The sequence below is a fragment of the Scandinavium sp. genome (assembly GCF_032012665.1).
In the GTDB taxonomy this organism is placed as follows: domain Bacteria; phylum Pseudomonadota; class Gammaproteobacteria; order Enterobacterales; family Enterobacteriaceae; genus Scandinavium.
In genome coordinates this window covers 1-22,125 of sequence record NZ_DALZVG010000013.1, presented here as the reverse complement: position 1 = coordinate 22,125, position 22,125 = coordinate 1, and the positions used below count along the sequence as shown (strand labels likewise).

The window sequence follows — 22,125 nt, the reverse complement described above, 5'->3', positions numbered from 1 at the left end:
ACAAACCTCGTCCTCTTTCTGCCGGATGGCGGCGTAAACGCCTGATCCGGCCTACAACTTCCTTCAATTCCAGTCTATTGCCTGAATCCTGTAGGCCTGATAAGCGTAGCGCCATCAGGCAACTGAAGTTTGTCATTAGCCTCTGTTTTTACTTTCACGACCCTCGCCTTTCCTGCCGTCATTCAGACGTTTCCAGACAGTCTTTCATATTTCCTCCATTATTCCGGGGTGTTCCGTTACTAAACTAGTATCATTCCGCGAAAGGTTTCAGGACGAGATACGTATAACGATGAAAGGCAGCAATAAATCCCGTTGGTTAAGCGCGCTGGGCGTAGTGGCGATCGCAGGCGTCGCCGTGTATTTCTGGCACAGCAGCGGCACGTCCGAATCGGGCGCTGCTCCCGCAGCATCTCAGGGTCAGCATGCCGGAGGGGGTCGTCACGGTGGGCGCTTCGGCGGCGCATTAGCCCCCGTTCAGGCGGCAACTGCCACCAGCGAAGCCGTGCCCCGCTACCTGACCGGTCTTGGCACGATCACAGCGGCAAATACGGTTACGGTTCACAGCCGCGTTAACGGCCAGCTGCTGGCGCTGCATTTCCAGGAAGGCCAACAGGTGAAAGCGGGCGATTTACTGGCGGAAATCGATCCGAGCCAGTTCAAAGTGGCGCTCGCTCAGGCACAGGGTCAGCTGGCAAAAGATAACGCCACGCTCGCCAACGCACGCCGCGATCTTGCTCGCTATCAACAGCTGGTTAAAACCAATCTTATCTCTCGCCAGGAAATGGATACCCAGCAGTCGCTTGTCACCGAAAGTCTCGGCACCGTGAAAGCGGATGAAGCCGCCGTTGCCAGCGCACAATTGCAGCTCGACTGGACGCGCATCACCGCCCCCATTGATGGCCGCGTGGGCCTGAAACAGGTGGATATCGGGAACCAAATCTCCACCAGCGATACCACGGGCATTGTGGTATTAACCCAAACTCACCCGATTGATCTGGTCTTCACCCTGCCGGAAAACGATATTGCAACGGTGGTCAAAGCGCAAAAAGCCGGGCAAAACCTGGCGGTAGAAGCATGGGATCGGACCAATAAGCAGAAGCTCAGCACCGGCGCATTACTGAGTCTGGACAACCAGATAGACACCACCACCGGGACCATCAAGCTGAAAGCGCGTTTTAACAACATGGACGACGCGCTGTTCCCGAATCAGTTCGTCAACGCTCGCCTGCTGGTGGATACCGAACAAAACGCCGTGGTCATTCCTGCCGCCGCCCTGCAGATGGGCAACGAAGGCAACTTCGTCTGGGTACTGAATGACGAAAACAAAGTCAGCAAACACATCGTCGTGCCGGGCATTCAGGACAGTCAGAAAGTGGTTATCAGCGACGGCCTGTCGGCAGGCGATAAGGTCGTCACAGACGGCATCGACCGCCTGACCGAAGGGGCCAAAGTTGAGGTGGTTGAAGCCCATACCTCCACCTCCGATCAGAAACCGGCGGCTGAGCACAGCGGCAAAAAAGGAGCCCGCTCCTGATGCACGTTTTACCTCCCGGCAATACGGGCGGGCCATCCCGCCTGTTTATCCTGCGCCCGGTCGCCACCACGCTCATGATGGTGGCCATTATGCTGGCGGGAATTATCGGCTACCGTTTTTTGCCGGTCTCTGCGCTGCCTGAAGTCGACTATCCGACTATCCAGGTGGTTACGCTCTATCCTGGTGCCAGCCCGGATGTGGTGACCTCTTCCATTACCGCCCCGCTTGAGCGCCAGTTTGGGCAAATGTCCGGCCTGAAGCAGATGTCTTCCCGGAGCGCAGGGGGCGCATCCGTGGTGACGCTGCAGTTCCAGCTTGAGCTGTCGCTCGACGTTGCCGAACAGGAAGTTCAGGCCGCCATTAACGCCGCCACAAATCTGCTGCCGAGCGATTTACCGAACCCGCCGGTCTACAGCAAGGTCAATCCGGCGGATCCGCCGATCATGACGCTCGCCGTCACCTCTTCTGCCCTGCCGATGACGCAGGTGGAAGACATGGTAGAAACGCGCGTGGCGCAGAAAATTTCTCAGGTGTCCGGCGTCGGCCTGGTAACGCTTGCGGGCGGCCAGCGTCCTGCCGTACGCGTGAAGCTTAACGCGCAGGCTATCGCCGCAATGGGGCTGACCAGCGAAACCGTACGCACCGCCATCACCAACGCCAACGTTAACTCAGCGAAAGGTAGCCTCGATGGCCCGACCCGCGCGGTCACGCTCTCCGCCAACGATCAAATGCAGTCCGCCGCCGACTATCGCAAGCTGATTATCGCCTATGTGAACGGATCGCCCGTCCGCCTTGGCGACGTCGCCACCATTGAGCAAGGCGCAGAAAACACCTGGCTTGGCGCGTGGGCCAATAAACAGCAGGCGATTGTGATGACCGTTCAGCGCCAGCCCGGCGCGAACATCATCGCCACCGCCGACAGCATCCGCCAGATGCTGCCTCAGCTCACCAGCAGCCTGCCGAAGTCCGTGCAGGTGAAGGTATTGTCTGACCGCACCAACAATATCCGCGCATCCGTCAGCGACACCCAGTTCGAGCTGATGCTGGCCATCGCGCTGGTTGTGATGATCATTTACGTCTTCCTGCGCAACGTCCCGGCAACGATTATTCCCGGCGTGGCGGTGCCGCTGTCCCTGGTTGGCACCTTTGCGGTCATGGTTTTCCTCGATTTTTCTATCAACAACCTGACGCTGATGGCACTGACTATCGCCACGGGCTTCGTGGTCGATGACGCCATCGTGGTTATCGAGAACATCTCACGCTACATCGAAAAAGGCGAGAAGCCGATGGCGGCGGCGCTCAAGGGCGCAGGCGAAATCGGTTTTACCATCATCTCACTGACCTTCTCGCTGATTGCGGTACTGATTCCGCTGCTGTTTATGGGTGACATCGTCGGGCGTTTATTCCGCGAGTTTGCGATTACTCTGGCGGTGGCGATTTTAATCTCCGCCGTGGTGTCGCTGACGCTGACGCCGATGATGTGCGCGCGCATGCTGAGCCATGAATCGCTGCGCAAACAGAACCGCTTCTCCCGTGCCAGCGAGCGCTTTTTCGAACGCGTGATTGCCGCTTACGGGCACATGCTGGCTAAAGTACTGAACCACCCGTGGCTGACGCTTGGCGTGGCGCTCAGCACCCTGGCGCTGTCGATTATGCTGTGGATCTTTATCCCGAAGGGCTTCTTCCCGATTCAGGATAACGGCATCATTCAGGGTACTTTACAGGCACCTCAGTCCGCTTCGTTTGCCAGCATGGCCCAGCGTCAGGAGCAGGTTTCCGACATCATCCTGAAAGATCCGGCGGTTGAAAGCCTGACTTCCTTCGTCGGCGTCGATGGCACTAACCCGGCGCTCAACAGCGCACGCCTGCAAATCAACCTCAAGCCGCTGGCAGAGCGCGACGACCGCGTACAGAAAGTGATTCGTCGCCTGCAGCAGGCGATTGACCGCGTACCTGGCGTCGAGCTTTATCTGCAGCCGACGCAGGACCTGACCATTGATACCACCGTCAGCCGCACGCAGTACCAGTTCAGCCTGCAGGCTAATTCGCTGGATGCCCTAAGCGAATGGGTGCCGCAGCTCATGGCGGAGCTGCAAAAGCTGCCGCAGCTCGAAGACGTAAGCAGCGACTGGCAGGACAAAGGCCTGTCGGCCTATGTGAACGTTGACCGCGACAGCGCCAGCCGGCTTGGCATCAGCATGGCGGACGTCGATAATGCGCTGTATAACGCCTTCGGTCAGCGGCTAATTTCCACCATTTATACGCAATCCAACCAGTACCGCGTAGTGCTGGAGCACGACACCCGCGAAACGCCGGGGCTGTCGGCGCTGGATAACATCCGTATCACCAGCAGCAGCGGCAACGTTGTACCACTGAACGCCATTGCCAAAGTGGAAGAACGCTTTGCCCCCCTGTCGATTAACCACCTCGATCAGTTCCCGGTGACGACCATTTCCTTTAACGTCGCCCAGGATTCATCGCTGGGCGATGCGGTACAGGCCATCACCGATGCGGAAAAAGCGCTGAACCTTCCGACAGATATCCGTACCGAATTCCAGGGCAGTTCTCTGGCCTTCCAGGCCGCGCTCGGCAGCACCGTCTGGCTGGTTCTGGCTGCTGTCGTGGCGATGTATATCGTACTCGGCATTTTGTATGAGAGTTTCATTCACCCGATCACCATTCTCTCCACGCTGCCCACCGCGGGCGTCGGTGCGCTGTTGGCGCTATGGATTTCGGGGAGTGAACTCGACGTTATCGCCATCATCGGCATCATTCTGCTTATCGGTATCGTGAAGAAAAACGCCATCATGATGATCGACTTTGCGCTTGCCGCCGAACGGGAACAGGGCATGCCACCGCGTGAGGCGATTTATCAGGCCTGCCTGCTGCGCTTCCGCCCAATTCTGATGACCACGCTTGCCGCGCTGCTTGGGGCGCTGCCGCTGATGCTGAGTACCGGCGTTGGCGCTGAGCTGCGTCGCCCGCTGGGAATTGGCATGGTTGGCGGTTTGCTGGTGAGCCAGGTGCTGACGCTGTTTACAACACCGGTTATCTACCTGCTGTTCGATCGTCTGTCGCTGACCCTGAAACGCCATCTGCCATCGCGTGAAGAGGAGGCGTAAGTGAAGTTTTTCGCCCTCTTCATTTACCGGCCGGTGGCGACGATTTTAATTTCGCTCGCCATCACCCTCTGCGGCGCGCTGGGCTTCCGGTTATTGCCGGTGGCCCCGCTGCCGCAGGTGGATTACCCGGTGATCATGATCAGTGCCTCGCTGCCGGGCGCTTCGCCGGAAACCATGGCTTCATCGGTCGCCACGCCGCTTGAGCGCTCACTCGGCCGCATCGCCGGGGTCAACGAAATGACTTCGATGAGCTCGCTTGGCAGCACGCGCATCATTTTGCAGTTCGACTTTGACCGCGATATTAACGGTGCCGCACGCGACGTGCAGGCGGCAATCAACGCTGCGCAAAGCCTGCTGCCAACCGGTATGCCAGGCCGCCCTACTTACCGCAAAGCAAACCCGTCGGATGCACCGATCATGATCCTGACGCTGACCTCAGACACTTACTCTCAGGGCCAGCTTTACGATTACGCGTCAACGCAGCTGGCGCAAACCCTTTCGCAGATTGACGGCGTCGGCGATGTCGACGTCGGCGGCAGTTCCCTGCCCGCAGTGCGCGTCGATCTTAACCCGCAGGCGCTGTTCAATCAGGGCGTGTCTCTGGACGATGTACGTACGGCGATCGGCAACGCCAACGTACGTAAACCGCAGGGCGCCATTGAGGACAACAGCCAGCGCTGGCAGCTCGCCACCAACGATGAGCTGAAAACCGCCGCGGAATACAAGCCGCTGATAATCCACTACAACAACGGTGCCTCGGTGCGCCTGAGCGACGTTGCCAACGTCACCGACTCGGTGCAGGACGTCCGCAACGCCGGGATGACCAACGCCAAACCGGCTATCTTGCTGATGATCCGCAAACTGCCGGAAGCCAACATCATTGAGACCGTGAACGCCATTCGCGCCCAGTTGCCGGAGCTGAAAGAAACCATTCCGGCGGCCATCGATTTGCAAATCGCTCAGGACCGGTCGCCCACCATTCGCGCCTCGCTTGATGAAGTGGAACAGGCGCTGGTGATTTCGGTCGCGCTGGTGATTCTGGTCGTGTTCCTGTTCCTGCGCTCGGGCCGTGCGACGCTTATCCCCGCCGTCGCCGTACCGGTATCGCTGGTCGGCACCTTTGCCGCGATGTATTTGTGCGGGTTCAGCCTCAATAACCTGTCGTTAATGGCGTTAACCATTGCCACCGGCTTTGTAGTGGACGACGCCATCGTGGTGCTGGAAAACATTTCTCGCCACGTGGAAGCAGGCATGAAGCCAATGCAAGCCGCACTCCAGGGGAGCCGGGAAGTCGGGTTTACCGTCCTGTCGATGAGCCTGTCGCTGGTCGCCGTTTTCCTGCCGCTGCTGCTGATGGGCGGATTGCCGGGGAGACTGTTGCGGGAGTTTGCCGTGACGCTCTCCGTCGCTATCGGCATTTCGCTTGCCGTATCGCTCACGCTGACGCCGATGATGTGCGGCTGGATGCTTAAATCGTCCCGCAAGCACCAGCCAACGCGCGATCGGGGCTTTGGTCGCGTGCTGGTCGCGATGCAACGTGGTTACGGCAAATCCCTGAAATGGGTGCTGAACCATGCCCGCCTCGTTGGCGTGGTGCTGCTTGGCACTATCGCCCTGAACGTCTGGCTCTATATCTCCATTCCGAAAACCTTCTTCCCGGAGCAGGACACCGGGGTGGTGATGGGCAACATTCAGGCGGATCAGAGCATCTCTTTCCAGGCGATGCGCGGCAAACTGCAGGACTTCATGAAAATCATTCGTGAAGACAAAGCGGTAGATAACGTCACCGGCTTTACCGGTGGTTCACGCGTAAACAGCGGAATGATGTTTATCACCCTGAAGCCACGCGACGAGCGCAACGAAACGGCGCAGCAGGTCATTGACCGGTTGCGTAAAAAGCTCGCCAAAGAGCCCGGCGCAAACCTGTTTCTGATGGCGGTGCAGGACATCCGCGTGGGCGGACGCCAGGCGAATGCAGGCTATCAGTACACGCTGCTGTCCGATAATCTCGCCGATCTGCGGGAGTGGACGCCGAAAATCACCAAGGCGCTATCGGCGCTACCCGATCTCACCGACGTGAACTCTGACCAACAGGATAACGGTGCGGAAATGGATCTGGTGTATGACCGGGAAACCATGTCGCGGCTTGGCATCAGCGTCGAAGACGCCAATAGCCTGCTGAATAACGCCTTTGGTCAGCGGCAGATTTCCACTATTTACCAGCCGCTCAACCAGTACAAGGTGGTGATGGAGGTCGACCCGGTTTACACCCAGGATATCAGCGCCCTTAACCAGATGTTCGTGATTAACAGCGAAGGCAAAACCATTCCGCTTTCTTACTTCGCGAAATGGCAACCGGCTAATGCGCCGCTCTCCGTCAATCATCAGGGCCTGTCGGCGGCCTCAACTATCTCCTTCAACCTGCCGACGGGCAAATCCCTGTCGGAGGCGAGCGATGCCATCGACAGAACGATGACGCAGCTTGGCGTGCCGCAAACTATCCGTGGCAGCTTCGCGGGGACGGCGCAGGTATTCCAGCAGACCATGAACTCTCAGGTGATCCTGATTATTGCGGCGATCCTGACGGTGTATATCGTGCTGGGGATGCTGTATGAGAGCTACGTTCATCCTTTAACGATCCTCTCCACCCTGCCGTCAGCGGGCGTCGGCGCGCTGCTGGCGCTGGAGCTGTTTGGTGCACCGTTCAGCCTGATTGCGCTCATCGGGATCATGCTGCTGATTGGTATCGTGAAAAAAAATGCCATCATGATGGTCGACTTTGCGCTGGAGGCGCAGCGCAACGGCGATCTGGCGCCTGAAGACGCCATTTTCCAGGCCTGCCTGCTGCGCTTCAGGCCAATAATGATGACCACTTTGGCGGCGTTGTTTGGCGCTCTGCCGCTGGTGTTGTCCGGCGGAGACGGCTCAGAGCTGCGTCAGCCGCTGGGGATAACCATCGTCGGCGGTCTGGTGATGAGCCAGCTTCTGACGCTGTATACCACCCCGGTGGTGTATCTGTTCTTCGATCGCCTGCGGCTGCGTTTCACGCGTAAATCTCATCAACCGGTAACTGAGTAACTATGGAAGAGCTGCCCGCCAGCGTACGCTGGCAACTGTGGATTGTGGCGTTTGGCTTCTTTATGCAGGCGCTGGATACCACCATCGTCAACACCGCCCTGCCCTCAATGGCGAAGAGCCTCGGGGAGAGCCCGCTGCATATGCATATGGTCGTCGTTGCCTATGTACTGACGGTGGCGGTGATGCTCCCCGCCAGCGGCTGGCTGGCGGACCGCGTTGGCGTACGCAATATCTTTTTCACCGCCATCGTGCTGTTCACCGCCGGGTCGATATTCTGCGCCGGGGCCAACACCCTGAATGAACTGGTGATGGCCCGCGTGTTGCAGGGATTTGGCGGCGCCATGATGGTGCCGGTCGGCAGGCTCACGGTGATGAAAATCGTGCCACGCGAACAGTACATGGCAGCGATGACCTTCGTCACGATCCCGGGCCAGGTCGGACCGCTGGTTGGCCCGGCGCTCGGCGGTATTCTGGTGGAGTACGCCTCCTGGCACTGGATTTTCCTGATTAACATTCCGGTGGGCATCATCGGGGCCATCGCCACGCTGTGGCTCATGCCGAACTACACCCTGCAAACCCGGCGCTTTGACCTTTCCGGATTCTTTATGCTGGCACTGGGCATGGCAACCCTGACCCTGGCGCTGGACGGCCAGAAAGGCCTTGGCATTTCACCTATGATGCTGGCCTTATTGATTGTTGCGGGCCTGCTGGCGCTGCTGTTCTATCTCTGGCATGCCCGCAATAATGAGAATGCGCTGTTCAGCCTTCATTTATTCAAAACCCACACTTTCTCGCTCGGCCTGGCGGGCAGCTTCGCCGGACGCATCGGCAGCGGCATGCTGCCGTTTATGACGCCGGTTTTCCTGCAAATTGGCCTCGGCTTTTCGCCGTTCCACGCCGGGCTGATGATGATCCCGATGGTGCTGGGCAGCATGGGGATGAAGCGCATGGTGGTGCAGGTGGTTAATCGTTTTGGCTATCGCCGGGTATTGATCAGCGCCACGCTCGGGCTCGCCGCCATCAGCCTGCTGTTTATGACGGTGGCGCTGATGGGCTGGTACTGGCTGCTGCCTCTCGTGCTGTTCCTGCAAGGGATGATCAACTCCAGCCGTTTCTCCTCGATGAACACCCTGACGCTGAAGGATTTGCCGGACGATCTCGCCAGTAGCGGCAACAGCATGCTGTCGATGGTGATGCAGCTTTCAATGAGTATCGGCGTGACGGTAGCCGGCCTGCTGCTCGGCATGTACGGCCAGCACCATATCAGCATCGACAGCGCGGTTTCCCATCAGGTCTTTTTGTACACTTACCTCAGCATGGCGGCGATCGTTGCGCTTCCGGCGTTGATTTTCGCCCGCGTGCCTGACGACACCAGTAAAAACGTAATCATTGCACGACGCAAAAGGAGCGAACCGTGAAAGTCTGGCGCCCAGGCATTACCGCGAAGCTGTTTCTCGCCATTCTCACCACCTGCATCGTGCTGCTGATCAGCATGCACTGGGCGGTGCGCCTGAGCTTTGAGCACGGATTTATCGATTACATCAAGCGCGGCAACGAGCAGCGTTTACAGCTGTTAAGCGATGCGCTTGCCGAGCAGTACGCGACGCACAATAACAACTGGCGCTTCCTGCGCGGCAATGACCGCTTTATCTTCCAGATCCTGCGCTCGTTCGAACATGACGGCCCTGATGATAAACGCGGTCCAGGAGCAGGCCCGGACGATCGTCGCGGCCCGCCTGAAATGCCCCCCCACGGCTGGCGCACCCAGTTCTGGGTAGTTGACCAGAATGCCAAAGTGCTGGTTGGCCCACGTTCACCGGTGCCAAAGGATGGAACCCGCCGCGGCATCGTAGTGAACGGCATCGAAGTTGGCGCCGTCATCGCTTCACCGGTGGAAAGGCTGACCCGCAATACCGACATTAACTTTGACCGTCAGCAGCGCCGCACCAGCTGGCTTATTGTGGCACTGGCAACCTTGCTGGCTGCTCTCGCCACCTTCCCGCTGGCGCGTGGGCTGCTCGCCCCGGTAAAACGTCTTGTGGAAGGCACCCACCGGCTGGCCGCAGGAGATTTCTCGACTCGTGTCGCCGCGACCGGAACCGATGAACTGGGGCGTCTGGCGCAGGACTTTAACCAGCTGGCAAGCACGCTGGAGCGCAATCAGCAGATGCGCCGCGACTTTATGGCAGACATTTCCCACGAGCTGCGCACCCCGCTGGCCGTGCTGCGCGGCGAGCTGGAAGCTATTCAGGATGGCGTGCGGAAATTCACCCCGGAATCGGTGGCTTCGCTGCAGGCAGAAGTTGGCACGCTTACCAAGCTGGTGGACGATCTCCATCAGCTGTCGATGTCCGACGAAGGCGCATTGGCCTATCAGAAAACCTCGCTGGACATCATCTCGCTGCTGGAGATGGCTGCGGGCGCTTTCCGCGAGCGCTTTGCCAGCCGCGGGCTGAATATCAGCCTCAAGCTGCCGGAACGCGCGATGGTGTTTGGCGACCGGGATCGCCTGATGCAGCTGTTTAACAACCTGCTGGAAAACAGCCTCCGCTATACCGATCCCGACGGCCAGCTGCAAATCTCGGCGGAAAGAACGGGCCATAATCTGATCCTGACCTTCGCCGACAGCGCCCCTGGCGTCACCGATGAACAACTGCAAATGCTCTGCGAACGTTTCTACCGCACTGAAGGCTCACGCAACCGCGCCAGCGGTGGCTCGGGCCTGGGGCTTGCTATCTGCGTGAACATCGTCGCCGCCCACGGTGGCCAGCTTCGCGCCGTGCATTCGCCTTTTGGTGGGGTTAGCATTAAAGTAGATTTACCTCTGGACCGCGACTTACCGGGAACCGTATGACCGAATTACCGATTGATGATAAAACCCCGCGCATCCTGATTGTTGAGGACGAGCCAAAACTGGGCCAGCTGCTGATTGATTATCTGCTGGCCGCCAACTACGCGCCGACGCTGATTAATCATGGCGATAAGGTGCTGAATTATGTCCATCAGACGCCGCCGGATCTGATCCTACTCGATCTGATGCTGCCGGGCACAGACGGGCTGACGCTGTGCCGTGAAATCCGCCGCTTCTCCGAAGTACCCATCGTCATGGTGACCGCTAAAATCGAGGAGATTGACCGCCTGCTGGGGCTGGAAATTGGCGCAGACGATTACATCTGCAAACCTTACAGCCCACGAGAAGTGGTGGCGCGCGTCAAAACCATTCTGCGCCGCTGCCGCCCTCACCGTGAACTGCAGGCCATGGATGCGGAAAGCCCGCTTATCGTCGATGAAAGTCGCTTCCAGGCCTCATGGCGAAACAAGCTGCTGGACTTAACGCCGGCGGAGTTTCGCCTGCTGAAAACGCTGTCTCAGGAGCCGGGCAAAGTCTTTTCGCGCGAACAGTTGCTCAATCATTTATATGACGACTACCGTGTGGTGACCGACCGCACCATCGACAGCCACATCAAAAACCTGCGCCGCAAGCTCGAAGCACAGGATGCCGAGCAGTCTTTTATTCGCGCGGTGTACGGCGTGGGCTATCGCTGGGAAGCGGATTCCTGCCGTTTTGCTTAGGTTTTGCCGGGAGGCGCTGACGCTTACCCGGCCTACGATTTTCTGTAGGCCCGTGCAAATGAAGTGCCGCCGGGCATAGCCTCAAAGCAAAAGGTTTACTCCCCTGCCCCGCGGCGCTACAATTCCCGCCCTTAATGTAGGGGAACCTCCCCGCCCGCTCCGTCCGTGAGCGAGTCTGACCTGTCATCAGAACGAGAAAATCATGTTTAAACCGGAACTCCTTTCCCCGGCGGGAACGCTGCAAAATATGCGTTACGCTTTCGCCTATGGCGCCGATGCTGTTTACGCGGGCCAGCCGCGCTACTCCCTGCGCGTGCGCAACAACGAATTCAACCACGAGAATTTGCAGCTGGGTATCAACGAAGCCCACGCGCTCGGTAAAAAATTCTACGTCGTGGTGAACATTGCGCCGCACAACGCAAAGCTGAAAACGTTTATTCGCGACCTGCAGCCGGTGGTGGAAATGGGGCCGGATGCGCTGATCATGTCTGACCCTGGCCTGATCATGCTGGTGCGCGAGCACTTCCCTCAGATGGATATTCACCTCTCCGTACAGGCGAACGCCGTCAACTGGGCGACCGTGAAGTTCTGGAAACAGATGGGCCTGACCCGCGTGATCCTCTCCCGCGAGCTGTCGCTGGAAGAAATCGAAGAGATCCGCACCCAGGTCCCGGACATGGAGATTGAAATCTTCGTCCACGGCGCGCTGTGCATGGCCTATTCCGGCCGCTGCCTGCTTTCCGGCTATATCAACAAGCGCGACCCGAACCAGGGCACCTGCACCAACGCCTGCCGCTGGGAATATAACGTTCAGGAAGGCAAAGAGGACGATATCGGCAACATCGTGCACAAGCATGAGCCGATCCCGGTGCAAAATATCGAGCCGACCCTTGGTGAAGGCCAGCCGACCGACAGCGTATTTATGATTGAAGAAGCCAAGCGTCCGGGTGAATACATGACCGCTTTCGAAGACGAGCACGGCACCTATATCATGAACTCCAAAGATCTGCGCGCCATCGCGCACGTGGAGCGCCTGACGCAGATGGGCGTGCACTCCCTGAAAATTGAAGGCCGTACCAAATCCTATTACTACTGCGCCCGCACCGCGCAGGTGTATCGCAAGGCCATCGACGATGCCGCTGCGGGTAAGCCTTTTGACGAATCATTGCTGGAAACCCTCGAAGGGTTGGCGCACCGCGGCTACACCGAGGGCTTCCTGCGCCGGCACACCCATGACAGCTATCAGAACTACGAGCATGGCTATTCCGTATCCGAGCGCCAGCAGTTTGTGGGCGATTTCACCGGCGAGCGCAAAGGCAACCTCGCCGCCGTGGCGGTAAAAAATAAGTTCCTCAAAGGCGACAGCCTGGAGCTGATGACCCCGCAGGGCAACGTGAACTTCGTGCTGGAGCACATGGAAAACAGCAAAGGCCAGCCGACCGACGTCGCGCCAGGCGACGGTCATACGGTGTGGATCCCGGTCCCGGAAGAGATCAGCCTCGACTATGCGCTATTGATGCGCAACTTCGTGGGACAGCAAACCACCGTGAATCCTCACGCGAAGTGATTTAGCATAGTTATTTTTTCGTTGTGGGAAAATTCTTAGAATCGGATCACATACCGCTTCGCTTGATAAGGGTATTATCCGAGGCGCTGAAAAACATAACCCATAAATGCTAGCTGTACCAGGAACCACCTCCTTAGCCTGCGTAATCTCCCTTACGCGGGCTAATTTTTTTGTTTTAACACGATGGGCCGTACAGCTGCGCTAGCGCTGAAATGTGATGTGAACAGTTCCGCTCTCAGCCGTTTGCGAAGTGACCTTATAACCGGCCTCCAGACCACGCAGATCGTCCCACAGACGTATGCCACCTCCGAGAAGAATGGGAGTAATGGCAACGTGAAGGCGGTCGATGAGTCCGGCTCTGAGATAGTCGCGAACAATTGTCGGTCCGCCACCTATGCGAACATCCCTGCCCCTGGCGACTGCTGCTGCACGCTTCAGCGCATCGGCCGGCGATGCCGTAATGAAGTGGAAAGTGGTTCCACCGCTCATTTCAATAGCAGGCCGTGGCTTGTTTGTCAGGACGAAGACCGGATAGTGAAATGGAGGCTCATCTCCCCACCATCCCTTCCAGTTCGGATCGTCGGGATAGTTGTGCAGTCCAAACTTACCGGCTCCCATGATCTCTGCCCCGACGTTCTCAAAGTAGTCCTTCGCATAATCATCGTCCAGGCCAGTAGTGCCCTGGCCACTGGTGTCATGGAGAACGCGCTCCCGAAAAGTCCGGGTAGCAACATAAGCCCCCACCAGGCGCGACCAGTCCTCGCCGAAGGGCTTTTCTGGAGTTTGATCCGTCGTGGTGGCGAAACCATCGAGCGAGATTATAAGATCAGCACGAACCAACATATAAATCCTCCAGGTATTAAGGTTAATGTTACGTAAAGATTCTCCCGGCACTGCTACATTCAGCCTGTGCGATCGCCATGAGAATTTCAATGCCTCGGGCACTATTTCCAGCCCTTCCTGATGATATAAAAATCAATCCCCAAAATAATGACAGAGGGTTGCGTCCTCCTTGTTTAAGGATAGTGTTGCATCGACCCATTAACTCACAGCCCTTGGCGGGCTTATTTTTTTGTCTGCTATTCAGCCCCATTTCAGCCTATTCCCCAGGCGCATCCCTGCTTCCTGCGTTACACTTTTATCATGTTGAATAAATGGATAAAAAGATGACTGACTTTCCACCTGGCTTACTGATCCTGAACGGCAAAGGCGCGGGCAATCCAGAGCTGCGCGAAGCCATTAACCAGCTTCGCGATGAGGGCGTGGAGATCCACGTGCGGGTGACATGGGAGAAAGGGGATGCCGCTCGCTATCTTGAAGAAGCCTGTGAGCTGGGCGTGGCGACGGTGATCGCAGGCGGCGGCGACGGCACGATCAATGAAGTGGCGACGGCGTTAATTCACTGCAAACACCCGCATACGCCGGCGCTCGGCCTTTTACCGCTAGGCACTGCCAACGATTTTGCCACCAGCGTCGGTGTACCTGGCGAACTGGATAAAGCGCTGAAGCTGGCGATGGCGGGAAATGCCGCGGCTATCGATATCGCCCGGGTGAACGAAAAAACCTGCTTTATCAATATGGCGACCGGCGGTTTCGGGACGAGAATTACCAGCGAGACGCCAGAAAAGCTGAAGGCAGCGCTGGGCGGCGTCTCTTATCTGATTCACGGTCTGATGCGGCCTGATACGCTGAAAGCCGACCGCTGTGAAATTCGTGGAGAAGGATTCCACTGGCAAGGCGACGCACTGGTGATAGGCATTGGCAACGGGCGTCAGGCCGGAGGCGGCCAGCAGCTTTGCCCGGACGCACTCATTAATGACGGCCTGCTTCATCTGCGCATCTTTACCGGCGAAGAACTGCTTCCGGCTCTGCTCACCACGCTTTCAAGCCCGCAGGAGAGCCCTAACCTGATTGATGGCGTGTCGTCGTGGTTTGAAATTTCCGCCCCGCACGACATCACGTTTAACCTGGACGGCGAGCCGGTGAGCGGCCGGGAATTTCGTATCGAGATTTTGCCGCACGCTCTGAAATGCCGCCTGCCGCCAGGCTGCCCTTTACTGCGCTAGCGGCGAAAAAAGCCTCCCAAATTCAGGAGGCTTTTTTCAGCAGGCGATCAGGCGATGGTGACTTTTTCGTCCAGATAAACATCCTGCACCGAGTTTATCAGCTTCACGCCCTCAGCCATCGATTTCTTAAACGCTTTGCGACCAAGAATAAGTCCCATACCGCCCGCACGTTTATTAATCACCGCCGTGCGAACCGCGTCGGCCTGATCATTATCCCCGGCAGCACCGCCGGAGTTAATTAACCCGGCGCGCCCCATATAGCAGTTTGCCAGCTGGTAACGCACCAGATCGATAGGATTGTCGGTGGTGAGCTTGCTGTAAACGCGCTCATCGGTGTAGCCGAAATTGACGGCCTTGTAGCCACCGTTATTTTCCGCCATTTTTTGCTTCACGATATCGGCGCCGATAGTGGTCGCAAGGTGGTTGGCCTGTCCGGTCAAATCCGCCGAAACGTGATAGTCGACGCCGTCTTTCTTAAAGGCAGAATTTCGCAGGTAGGCCCACAGTACCGTCACCATCCCCAGCTCGTGCGCACGTTCAAAGGCGGCTGAAATCTCCTCAATCTGGCGACGAGACTCTTCCGAACCAAAATAGATAGTCGCCCCAACGGCCACCGCGCCCATGTTAAAAGCCTGCTCGACGCTGGCATAGAGGGTTTGATCGAAGGTGTTCGGGTAGCTCAGCGTTTCATTGTGGTTGAGCTTCACGAGGAAAGGAATGCGGTGCGCATAGCGGCGCGATACGCTCGCCAGCACGCCATAAGTGGAGGCCACACAGTTACAGCCTGCCTCAATCGCCAGCTCGACAATGTTTTTCGGGTCAAAATAGAGCGGATTTGCCGCAAACGATGCGCCCGCAGAGTGCTCAACGCCCTGGTCTACCGGTAAAATAGAGAGATAGCCGGTGCCCGCCAGGCGGCCGGTGTTGTACAGCGTCTGCATGTTCCGCAGCACGGCAGGTGGGCGGTTATTGTCGATCATCACGCGGTCAACATAATCGGGACCGGGAAGATAAAGCTGCCCGGACGGAATGGTCATACAACGATGCTGTAAAAGGCTGTCGGCGTCTTTGCCAAGCAACTGCGCAATATCAGTCATAGCGATAACTCCCGTAAGTGCCCGTAAAAACGAGCATGAATGTCCTGGGCCTGATTTCAGGCAACCCTAAGCCTGGACCTCTGGACCTGATTTTTCCAGCCTATTCGTGCGCTTTTAAGCACAATCCGCTGGCACGATTCAGGTGCAGAAAAGTGTTAAGTCGCTCAAGGAATCATCTCAAAGGTATTTTAAAGGTATTATTCAATGGTAGTGTGCAGGCGTACCTTACCTGTCATGAAGGATTTAAAGATGAAAACTACGGTAAAGCTGTCGTTCATGATGTTCGTAGAGTGGTTTATCTGGGGCGCATGGTTCGTGCCATTGTGGCTGTGGCTCAGTAAAAATGGCTTCAGCGCCGGGGAAATCGGCTGGTCTTACGCCTGTACCGCCATCGCCGCGATCCTCTCGCCTATCCTCGTCGGCTCGCTGACGGACCGCTTCTTCCCGGCGCAGAAAGTGCTGGCCGTGCTGATGTTCGCAGGCGCCATCCTGATGTACTTCGCCGCACAGCAAACCACCTTCAGCGGCTTCTTCCCGCTGCTGCTGGCCTACTCGCTCACCTATATGCCGACCATCGCTTTGACTAACAGCATCGCGTTTTCCCACGTGCCGGACGTCGAGCGTGACTTCCCGCGCATCCGCGTGATGGGCACCATCGGCTGGATTGGCTCGGGGCTGGTGTGCGGATTCTTACCGCAGATGATGGGTTATAACGATATTTCGCCAACCAGCATTCCATTGCTGATTACCGCAGGCAGCTCCGCGCTGCTCGGCGTGTTCGCGCTGTTCCTGCCGGATACGCCACCGAAGAGCACCGGCAAGCTGAGCCTGAAGGTGATGCTTGGCCTGGACGCGCTGGTCCTGCTGCGCGATAAAAACTTCCTCGTCTTTTTCTTCTGCTCTTTCCTGTTCGCGATGCCGCTGGCGTTCTATTACATCTTCGCCAACGGCTATTTGACGGAAGTGGGCATGCATAATGCCACCGGCTGGATGACCCTCGGTCAGTTCTCCGAGATCTTCTTTATGCTGGCGCTGCCGTTCTTCACTAAACGCTTTGGTATTAAAAAGGTATTATTACTGGGCTTAATCACCGCAGCGATTCGCTATGGCTTCTTCGTCTACGGTGGCGCAGAACATTACTTCACCTACGGCCTGCTTTTCCTCGGTATTTTGCTGCACGGCGTGAGCTACGATTTTTACTACGTCACGGCCTATATCTACGTGGATAAAAAAGCGCCGGTGCAGATGCGCAACGCCGCGCAGGGCCTGATTACGCTCTGCTGTCAGGGCTTCGGCAGCCTGCTCGGCTACCGTCTGGGCGGGGTGATGATGGAAAAAATGTTCGCCTATAAGGAGCCCGTTAACGGACTGACCTTTAACTGGGCCGGAATGTGGACCTTCGGTGCGGTGATGATCGCGGTGATTGCCGTGCTGTTTATGATGTTCTTCCGTGAATCGGGCAAAGAGATTACCGCCATCCACGTCGACACCGACGAACGCGATATGGCGATGACACATGAGGAAGTGAAATGAAACACCAACGAATTCTCGGCGCCCTCTATGGGCAGGCGTTAGGCGATGCGATGGGTATGCCTTCTGAGCTGTGGCCGCGTTCCCGCGTGAAGGCGCACTTCGGGTGGATTGACCGTTTTCTCGATGGTCCGGCGGAAAATAACGCCGCCTGCTACTTCAAACGCGCAGAGTTTACCGACGACACCTCAATGGCGCTGTGCCTGGCCGACGCGCTAATCGAATGCGACGGTGAAATCGTCCCGGACGTCATCGGTCGCCACATCCTGGCATGGGCTGAGGGCTTCGACGCGTTCAATAAAAACGTGCTCGGCCCGACGTCAAAAATTGCGCTGAATGCGATCCGCGACGGCAAGCCGGTCAGCCAGCTTGAGAACAACGGCGTGACTAACGGCGCGGCGATGCGGGTTTCCCCACTCGGCTGCGTGCTGCCAACGGCAAATCTGGATGCCTTTATTGATGATGTCGCGCAGGCCTCCAGCCCGACGCACAAATCCGATCTCGCCCTCGCTGGCGCCGTGGCCATTGGCTGGGCGGTTTCCCGCGCGATTGACGGTGAAAGCTGGCAGAACATTGTCGATGCGCTACCGTCCATCGCCCACCACGCACAGGAAAAACGCGTCACCACTTTCAATGCTTCTCTTGCGATGCGCATTGAGCTGGCGCTTAAAACGGTGCGTGAAGCCCACGGCGTGGAATCCGCCTGCGAGCAGCTCTACCAGCTGGTTGGCGCGGGCACCAGCACCATTGAATCGGTAGCCTGTGCAATTGCAATGGTGGAGCTGGCCGAAACCGATCCGAACCGCTGCGCCATCCTCTGCGCAAACCTCGGCGGCGACACCGACACCATCGGCGCAATGGCAACCGCTATCTGCGGCGCGCTGCACGGCATCGGCGGCATTGACCCCGCGCTGAAGCGAGAGCTGGACGAAGTGAATCAGCTCGACTTTGGCCGCTACGCCGATGCCCTGCTGCAGTTCCGTCAACGGCGGGAGGAAAAATGCTGAGTGACAAACTGAGTCAGCTTCGCCAGCAGCGCCCGGTGACGGTGATCGGCTCGGCGGTGATTGACGTCATCGCCGACGCCTACGCCCTGCCCTGGCGCGGCTGCGATATCGAGCTCCGGCAGCAAAGCGTGAATATTGGCGGCTGTGCATTGAACGTCGCCGTGGCGCTGAAGCGTCTGGATATCGATGCCTGCAATGCCCTGCCGCTGGGCCAGGGCGTCTGGGCTGACATCGTGCGTAACAATCTGCACAAGCAGGGCATCACCAGCGTGATTGAAACCGACAGAGGTGATAACGGCTGGTGCCTGGCGCTGGTTGAACCCGACGGTGAGCGTACCTTCATGTCCTTTACCGGCGTGGAAAACGCATGGACGAATGAATGGCTGGCACGCCTGCCGCGCCATGCCGACGGTCTGGTTTATCTTTCCGGCTATCAGCTCACCGCCTCCTGCGCGGATTTGCTGATTGGCTGGCTGGCGTCGACGCCAGGCGTCACTGCGCTTATCGATTTCGGGCCGCGTATTGCTGATATTCCACCGGAGCGCTTCGCCCGCATCATGGCCTGCAAGCCGCTTATCACCCTGAACCGTCAGGAAGCGGAGATCGTGGCTGAACTTTACCAGCTTCCCGACGAGACTGAAGCGCTGGGCAAAGCGTGGCTGGAACGCTGGCATGCCCCGCTGATTGTCAGGCAGGACAAAGATGGCGCGTGGTATTTCAGTGAGAAAGGCTGCGGGCAAGCAGCGGCATTTCCGACGACGGTGGTCGACACCATCGGGGCGGGTGACAGCCACGCGGGCGGCGTGCTGGCCGGTTTAGCGGCGGGCTGGTCTTTAAACGAAGCGGTGACGCTGGGCAATGCGGTGGCATCGTGGGTGGTAAGCCATCGCGGCGGCGACTGTGCGCCGACGCGCGACGAACTACTCCTCACACACAAACACATATAAATCACTGCGGCAGTAGCTGATGCTGTACTCAATCGGCCGCTGCTGCTGGTCCAGCGCCACCTGTTTAATCACCAGCACCGGAATTTTGTCATCCATTTTGATGTGCGACTGAAACTCGGCGTCCGGCATCCGGGCGCTGACCCGCGAGCGGGTACGCTGCGGATAAATATGCTGGCTGTGGAAGTAGTCATAAAGCGAAATGCCGATCTCGTCTGCATCCGCAATCAGATGCGACGGCACCCACGACTCCTCAATGGACACCGCCTCTTCATCGACATAGCGAATGCGCTTGAGTAGAAACACATCGCTTTTTGGCTCTATCGCCAGTTGCTCAGCCACTTCAGCCGGGCATTCCACCACGCGCTTGTTGACCCACAGCGTATCCGGCTTTTTCCCGCGCAGCACCACCTGCTGAGAAAACCCGCGCGCCTCTTTCAAAGAATACTCAAAGATGTTGTTGATCTGCGTACCATAGCCGCGGGCACGCGTCACCACGCCCTCGTCTTCGAGAGTCTGCATCGCCTTGCGCACGGTGATGCGCGATACCCCGGTGAGCTGGCTGAGATCGCGCTCGCCGGGCAGAATATTGCCGTGCTCCAGCCAGCCGCTGCGCACTGCGTTCTTCACCGTTTCGGCAAACTTCAGGTACAGCGGCGTGTTGTCGGCGGCGGCGATGCGCTCATTCAGTTGAGCAAGAAGCCGGGTATGCGCTTGTTCCATCTCTGATAATCCTTGCAGACAGTTTCAGCCAGTATACTACCACCAGGCGTGAAAATGATGCACCGGACCGATCCCATTCCCCACCTCCAGCGAGTCGGCTTTTGCGAGCGCCGCAGAGAGCCAGCGTTTCGCCTCCGGCACCGTTTCCAGCCAGCCTGAATGTCGTGGACGCAGCGCGGCTAACGCCGCTGACAAGGTACATCCGGTCCCATGGGTATTTTTCGTTGGTACTCGCGGTGCGGTGAAGCGATGTTCCCCTTCGGCGGTAAACAGCCAGTCCGGGCTTTCCGCATCGTCCAGATGCCCGCCCTTCATCAGCACCGCCTCGCAGCCCAGAGCCCGCAGCGCACGTCCCTGCTCCAGCATCTCCCGCTCGTTTTGAGCGTGTGGCGCATCCAGTAACGCAGCGGCTTCCGGCAGATTCGGCGTGATTAGCGAAACCTGCGGCAACAGCCTTTTACGCAGGGTTTCAACCGCCGATTCAGAGAGCAGCGGATCGCCGCTTTTCGCCAGCATTACCGTATCCAGCACCACGTTCTGGATCTGGTATCGCGCGAGCCTTTCCGCGACGGCTTCCACAATATCGGTTTCCGCCAGCATCCCTATTTTGGTGGTGTCGATTCGCACATCGCTGAGCACCGAGTCGAGCTGTGCGGCGACAAAGTCAGGTTCAATACGGTACACCGACTGCACACCACGGGTGTTCTGCGCCACCAGCGCAGTAATGACCGAACAGCCATAAGCACCCAGCGCTGAAAACGTTTTAAGATCGGCCTGAATACCCGCGCCGCCGCTCGGATCCGTGCCGGCGATAGTTAAGGCGTTAATCCGCTTCATGCCTGGCCCTCCCCATACAGCGCATCAAGGAACACAGCGACAAAACTTCCCGGCCCGGCGCTGTTTTCCGTCGCCAGGCTTCCGGCCCGTTTCATTATTCCGCAGGCTGCTGCCACGTTGTCGAGCCTGTCGCCCGGCAAAGCGCAGCTTGCCACCACTACCGCTGATAAAGCGCAGCCGGTACCGACCACGCGCGTCATCAACGACGAACCTCCGGTAACCATCAGCGTTCGCCGTCCGTCGGTGACGTAATCCACCTCACCCGTTACCGCCACAACGGTAGAAATTTGCCGGGCCAGCGCCTGTGCCGCGGGCAATGCCGCCGCCGCGGTGTCCGTGGTATCTACACCCCGTCCGCCCAGGCTCATCCCTGCCAGCGCCATAATTTCAGAAGCATTGCCGCGAATCGCCGCAGGTTTCAGTGCCAGCAGCTGATGGCAAAATTCAGTCCGCAGCGCCAGCGCGCCAACGGCAACAGGATCCAGCGTCCAGGGTTTATTGTTCGCGCTCGCACTTTCCACAGCAAGACGCATTGCCAACGCACGTTCTTTCGTCAGCGTGCCGACGTTAATCAGCAACGCATCCGCCATTGCGACAAACTGGCGAGCCTCATCAGCGTCAATCACCATCGCCGGAGAAGCGCCGATAGCCAGTAAAACGTTGGCGGTAAAAGTCTGCACGACGTCATTGGTCATACAGTGAACGAGCGGCGAGCGGGAACGAAAAAGGTGTGAAGTATGCGCAACGAGCGCGGGGTTTAGCAGGTCAGCTTGCATGGTTCGCTCCTGCCAGACGGTGAAGAAGCGATACCCGATGAGGGTTCTGACTTCCCTACGCTGGCATTATCCAGATCAGGTAATACGGGTATTTCTCAGCCCATCAGCGATGGGGCACCCCGAGTCATGAAGATTGAATCTCTATACTTTTTGCCAGCTTAGGGGAAGTTGCTTGCTGACGCAAGCCCGCCCATACGCTCCTCCTATGCTCAAACTTGGACTGACCCCACGCCCGTAGACAAATTCTGTCCTCACGACGAGGCCTGTTCGA

Annotated in this window: 16 protein-coding genes and 1 riboswitch; of the genes, 11 read left to right on the top strand and 5 right to left on the bottom strand. The window is 58.0% G+C overall.

Translation table 11 applies throughout. The features are described 5' to 3' along the window. The first annotated feature begins 289 nt into the window (after window positions 1-289). The 7 genes from RTU33_RS12200 (at window position 290) to yegQ (ending at window position 12,874) form a co-directional block, all read left to right on the top strand. Window positions 290-1,534, top strand: coding sequence for an MdtA/MuxA family multidrug efflux RND transporter periplasmic adaptor subunit (locus tag RTU33_RS12200; RefSeq protein WP_312627659.1), 1,245 nt, complete (start codon window positions 290-292; stop codon window positions 1,532-1,534). Further along, window positions 1,534-4,656, top strand: coding sequence for an MdtB/MuxB family multidrug efflux RND transporter permease subunit (locus tag RTU33_RS12195; protein ID WP_312627658.1), 3,123 nt, complete (start codon window positions 1,534-1,536; stop codon window positions 4,654-4,656). Before RTU33_RS12200 ends, RTU33_RS12195 begins: the two co-directional genes overlap by 1 nt. Further along, complete coding sequence (mdtC, locus tag RTU33_RS12190) at window positions 4,657-7,734, top strand: multidrug efflux RND transporter permease subunit MdtC (protein ID WP_312627657.1); 3,078 nt, start codon at window positions 4,657-4,659, stop codon at window positions 7,732-7,734. A 2-nt stretch (window positions 7,735-7,736) separates the two neighbouring features. Next, window positions 7,737-9,152, top strand: a complete 1,416-nt coding sequence (locus RTU33_RS12185) for an MFS transporter (RefSeq protein WP_312627655.1) — start codon at window positions 7,737-7,739, stop codon at window positions 9,150-9,152. Then, window positions 9,149-10,588: a two-component system sensor histidine kinase BaeS gene (gene baeS / locus RTU33_RS12180; protein WP_312627653.1), complete on the top strand. Its 1,440-nt coding sequence runs from the start codon at window positions 9,149-9,151 to the stop codon at window positions 10,586-10,588. The genes RTU33_RS12185 and baeS overlap by 4 nt, the downstream gene beginning before the upstream one ends. Then, window positions 10,585-11,307 carry a two-component system response regulator BaeR gene (gene baeR, locus RTU33_RS12175; RefSeq protein WP_312627652.1) on the top strand — a complete coding sequence of 241 codons (723 nt, stop codon included), beginning with the start codon at window positions 10,585-10,587 and terminating at the stop codon, window positions 11,305-11,307. Before baeS ends, baeR begins: the two co-directional genes overlap by 4 nt. A gap of 202 nt (window positions 11,308-11,509) precedes the next feature. After that, a complete protein-coding gene (gene yegQ / locus RTU33_RS12170; RefSeq protein ID WP_312627651.1) occupies window positions 11,510-12,874 on the top strand; it encodes a tRNA 5-hydroxyuridine modification protein YegQ in 1,365 nt (454 codons plus the stop codon). A gap of 201 nt (window positions 12,875-13,075) precedes the next feature. On the opposite strand, the gene RTU33_RS12165 is transcribed toward yegQ, so the two are convergent. Continuing rightward, entirely contained in the window at window positions 13,076-13,717 is a 642-nt protein-coding gene (locus RTU33_RS12165; protein ID WP_312627650.1) for a dihydrofolate reductase family protein, read from the bottom strand. A 323-nt stretch (window positions 13,718-14,040) separates the two neighbouring features. Here RTU33_RS12165 and yegS point away from each other — a divergent pair, with 323 nt between their 5' ends. Beyond that, entirely contained in the window at window positions 14,041-14,940 is a 900-nt protein-coding gene (gene yegS, locus RTU33_RS12160) for a lipid kinase YegS (RefSeq protein WP_312627649.1), read from the top strand. A gap of 47 nt (window positions 14,941-14,987) precedes the next feature. Here yegS and fbaB read toward each other — a convergent pair whose 3' ends face one another. Further along, window positions 14,988-16,037: a class I fructose-bisphosphate aldolase gene (gene fbaB, locus RTU33_RS12155; protein ID WP_312627648.1), complete on the bottom strand. Its 1,050-nt coding sequence runs from the start codon at window positions 16,035-16,037 to the stop codon at window positions 14,988-14,990. Window positions 16,038-16,286: 249 nt separating this feature from the next. Here fbaB and RTU33_RS12150 point away from each other — a divergent pair, with 249 nt between their 5' ends. The 3 genes from RTU33_RS12150 to RTU33_RS12140 are packed head-to-tail and all read left to right on the top strand — an operon-like array spanning window position 16,287 to window position 19,521. Beyond that, window positions 16,287-17,570: a nucleoside permease gene (locus tag RTU33_RS12150; protein WP_312627647.1), complete on the top strand. Its 1,284-nt coding sequence runs from the start codon at window positions 16,287-16,289 to the stop codon at window positions 17,568-17,570. Further along, window positions 17,567-18,574 carry an ADP-ribosylglycohydrolase family protein gene (locus RTU33_RS12145; protein ID WP_312627646.1) on the top strand — a complete coding sequence of 336 codons (1,008 nt, stop codon included), beginning with the start codon at window positions 17,567-17,569 and terminating at the stop codon, window positions 18,572-18,574. The genes RTU33_RS12150 and RTU33_RS12145 overlap by 4 nt, the downstream gene beginning before the upstream one ends. After that, the gene (locus tag RTU33_RS12140) at window positions 18,568-19,521 is read left to right on the top strand and encodes a PfkB family carbohydrate kinase (protein WP_312627645.1); all 954 of its coding nucleotides are present in this window, start codon (window positions 18,568-18,570) and stop codon (window positions 19,519-19,521) included. Before RTU33_RS12145 ends, RTU33_RS12140 begins: the two co-directional genes overlap by 7 nt. Here the strand turns inward: RTU33_RS12140 and RTU33_RS12135 are convergent. The 3 genes from RTU33_RS12135 to thiM are packed head-to-tail and all read right to left on the bottom strand — an operon-like array spanning window position 19,495 to window position 21,854. Further along, window positions 19,495-20,241 carry a GntR family transcriptional regulator gene (locus RTU33_RS12135; protein WP_312627643.1) on the bottom strand — a complete coding sequence of 249 codons (747 nt, stop codon included), beginning with the start codon at window positions 20,239-20,241 and terminating at the stop codon, window positions 19,495-19,497. The two genes, RTU33_RS12140 and RTU33_RS12135, sit on opposite strands and share 27 nt — an antisense overlap. Window positions 20,242-20,277: 36 nt before the next feature. Further along, window positions 20,278-21,078, bottom strand: a complete 801-nt coding sequence (gene thiD / locus RTU33_RS12130) for a bifunctional hydroxymethylpyrimidine kinase/phosphomethylpyrimidine kinase (RefSeq protein ID WP_312627641.1) — start codon at window positions 21,076-21,078, stop codon at window positions 20,278-20,280. Beyond that, window positions 21,075-21,854 (bottom strand): hydroxyethylthiazole kinase, encoded by a 780-nt coding sequence (gene thiM / locus RTU33_RS12125; RefSeq protein ID WP_312627639.1) that lies wholly within the window; start codon window positions 21,852-21,854, stop codon window positions 21,075-21,077. The genes thiD and thiM overlap by 4 nt, the downstream gene beginning before the upstream one ends. Window positions 21,855-21,889: 35 nt before the next feature. Then, window positions 21,890-21,986: riboswitch (TPP riboswitch) on the bottom strand. Window positions 21,987-22,125 lie beyond the last annotated feature (139 nt).

What these genes read in the sequence shown, in the direction of transcription:
- RTU33_RS12200 (WP_312627659.1), top strand. Translation starts at nt 290, where the DNA reads ATGAAAGGCAGCAATAAATCCCGTTGGTTAAGCGCGCTGGGCGTAGTG.
- RTU33_RS12195 (WP_312627658.1), top strand. Translation starts at nt 1,534, where the DNA reads ATGCACGTTTTACCTCCCGGCAATACGGGCGGGCCATCCCGCCTGTTT.
- RTU33_RS12185 (WP_312627655.1), top strand. Translation starts at nt 7,737, where the DNA reads ATGGAAGAGCTGCCCGCCAGCGTACGCTGGCAACTGTGGATTGTGGCG.
- baeR (WP_312627652.1), top strand. Translation starts at nt 10,585, where the DNA reads ATGACCGAATTACCGATTGATGATAAAACCCCGCGCATCCTGATTGTT.
- yegQ (WP_312627651.1), top strand. Translation starts at nt 11,510, where the DNA reads ATGTTTAAACCGGAACTCCTTTCCCCGGCGGGAACGCTGCAAAATATG.
- RTU33_RS12165 (WP_312627650.1), bottom strand. Translation starts at nt 13,717, where the DNA reads ATGTTGGTTCGTGCTGATCTTATAATCTCGCTCGATGGTTTCGCCACC.
- yegS (WP_312627649.1), top strand. Translation starts at nt 14,041, where the DNA reads ATGACTGACTTTCCACCTGGCTTACTGATCCTGAACGGCAAAGGCGCG.
- fbaB (WP_312627648.1), bottom strand. Translation starts at nt 16,037, where the DNA reads ATGACTGATATTGCGCAGTTGCTTGGCAAAGACGCCGACAGCCTTTTA.
- RTU33_RS12150 (WP_312627647.1), top strand. Translation starts at nt 16,287, where the DNA reads ATGAAAACTACGGTAAAGCTGTCGTTCATGATGTTCGTAGAGTGGTTT.
- RTU33_RS12145 (WP_312627646.1), top strand. Translation starts at nt 17,567, where the DNA reads ATGAAACACCAACGAATTCTCGGCGCCCTCTATGGGCAGGCGTTAGGC.
- RTU33_RS12140 (WP_312627645.1), top strand. Translation starts at nt 18,568, where the DNA reads ATGCTGAGTGACAAACTGAGTCAGCTTCGCCAGCAGCGCCCGGTGACG.
- RTU33_RS12135 (WP_312627643.1), bottom strand. Translation starts at nt 20,241, where the DNA reads ATGGAACAAGCGCATACCCGGCTTCTTGCTCAACTGAATGAGCGCATC.
- thiD (WP_312627641.1), bottom strand. Translation starts at nt 21,078, where the DNA reads ATGAAGCGGATTAACGCCTTAACTATCGCCGGCACGGATCCGAGCGGC.
- thiM (WP_312627639.1), bottom strand. Translation starts at nt 21,854, where the DNA reads ATGCAAGCTGACCTGCTAAACCCCGCGCTCGTTGCGCATACTTCACAC.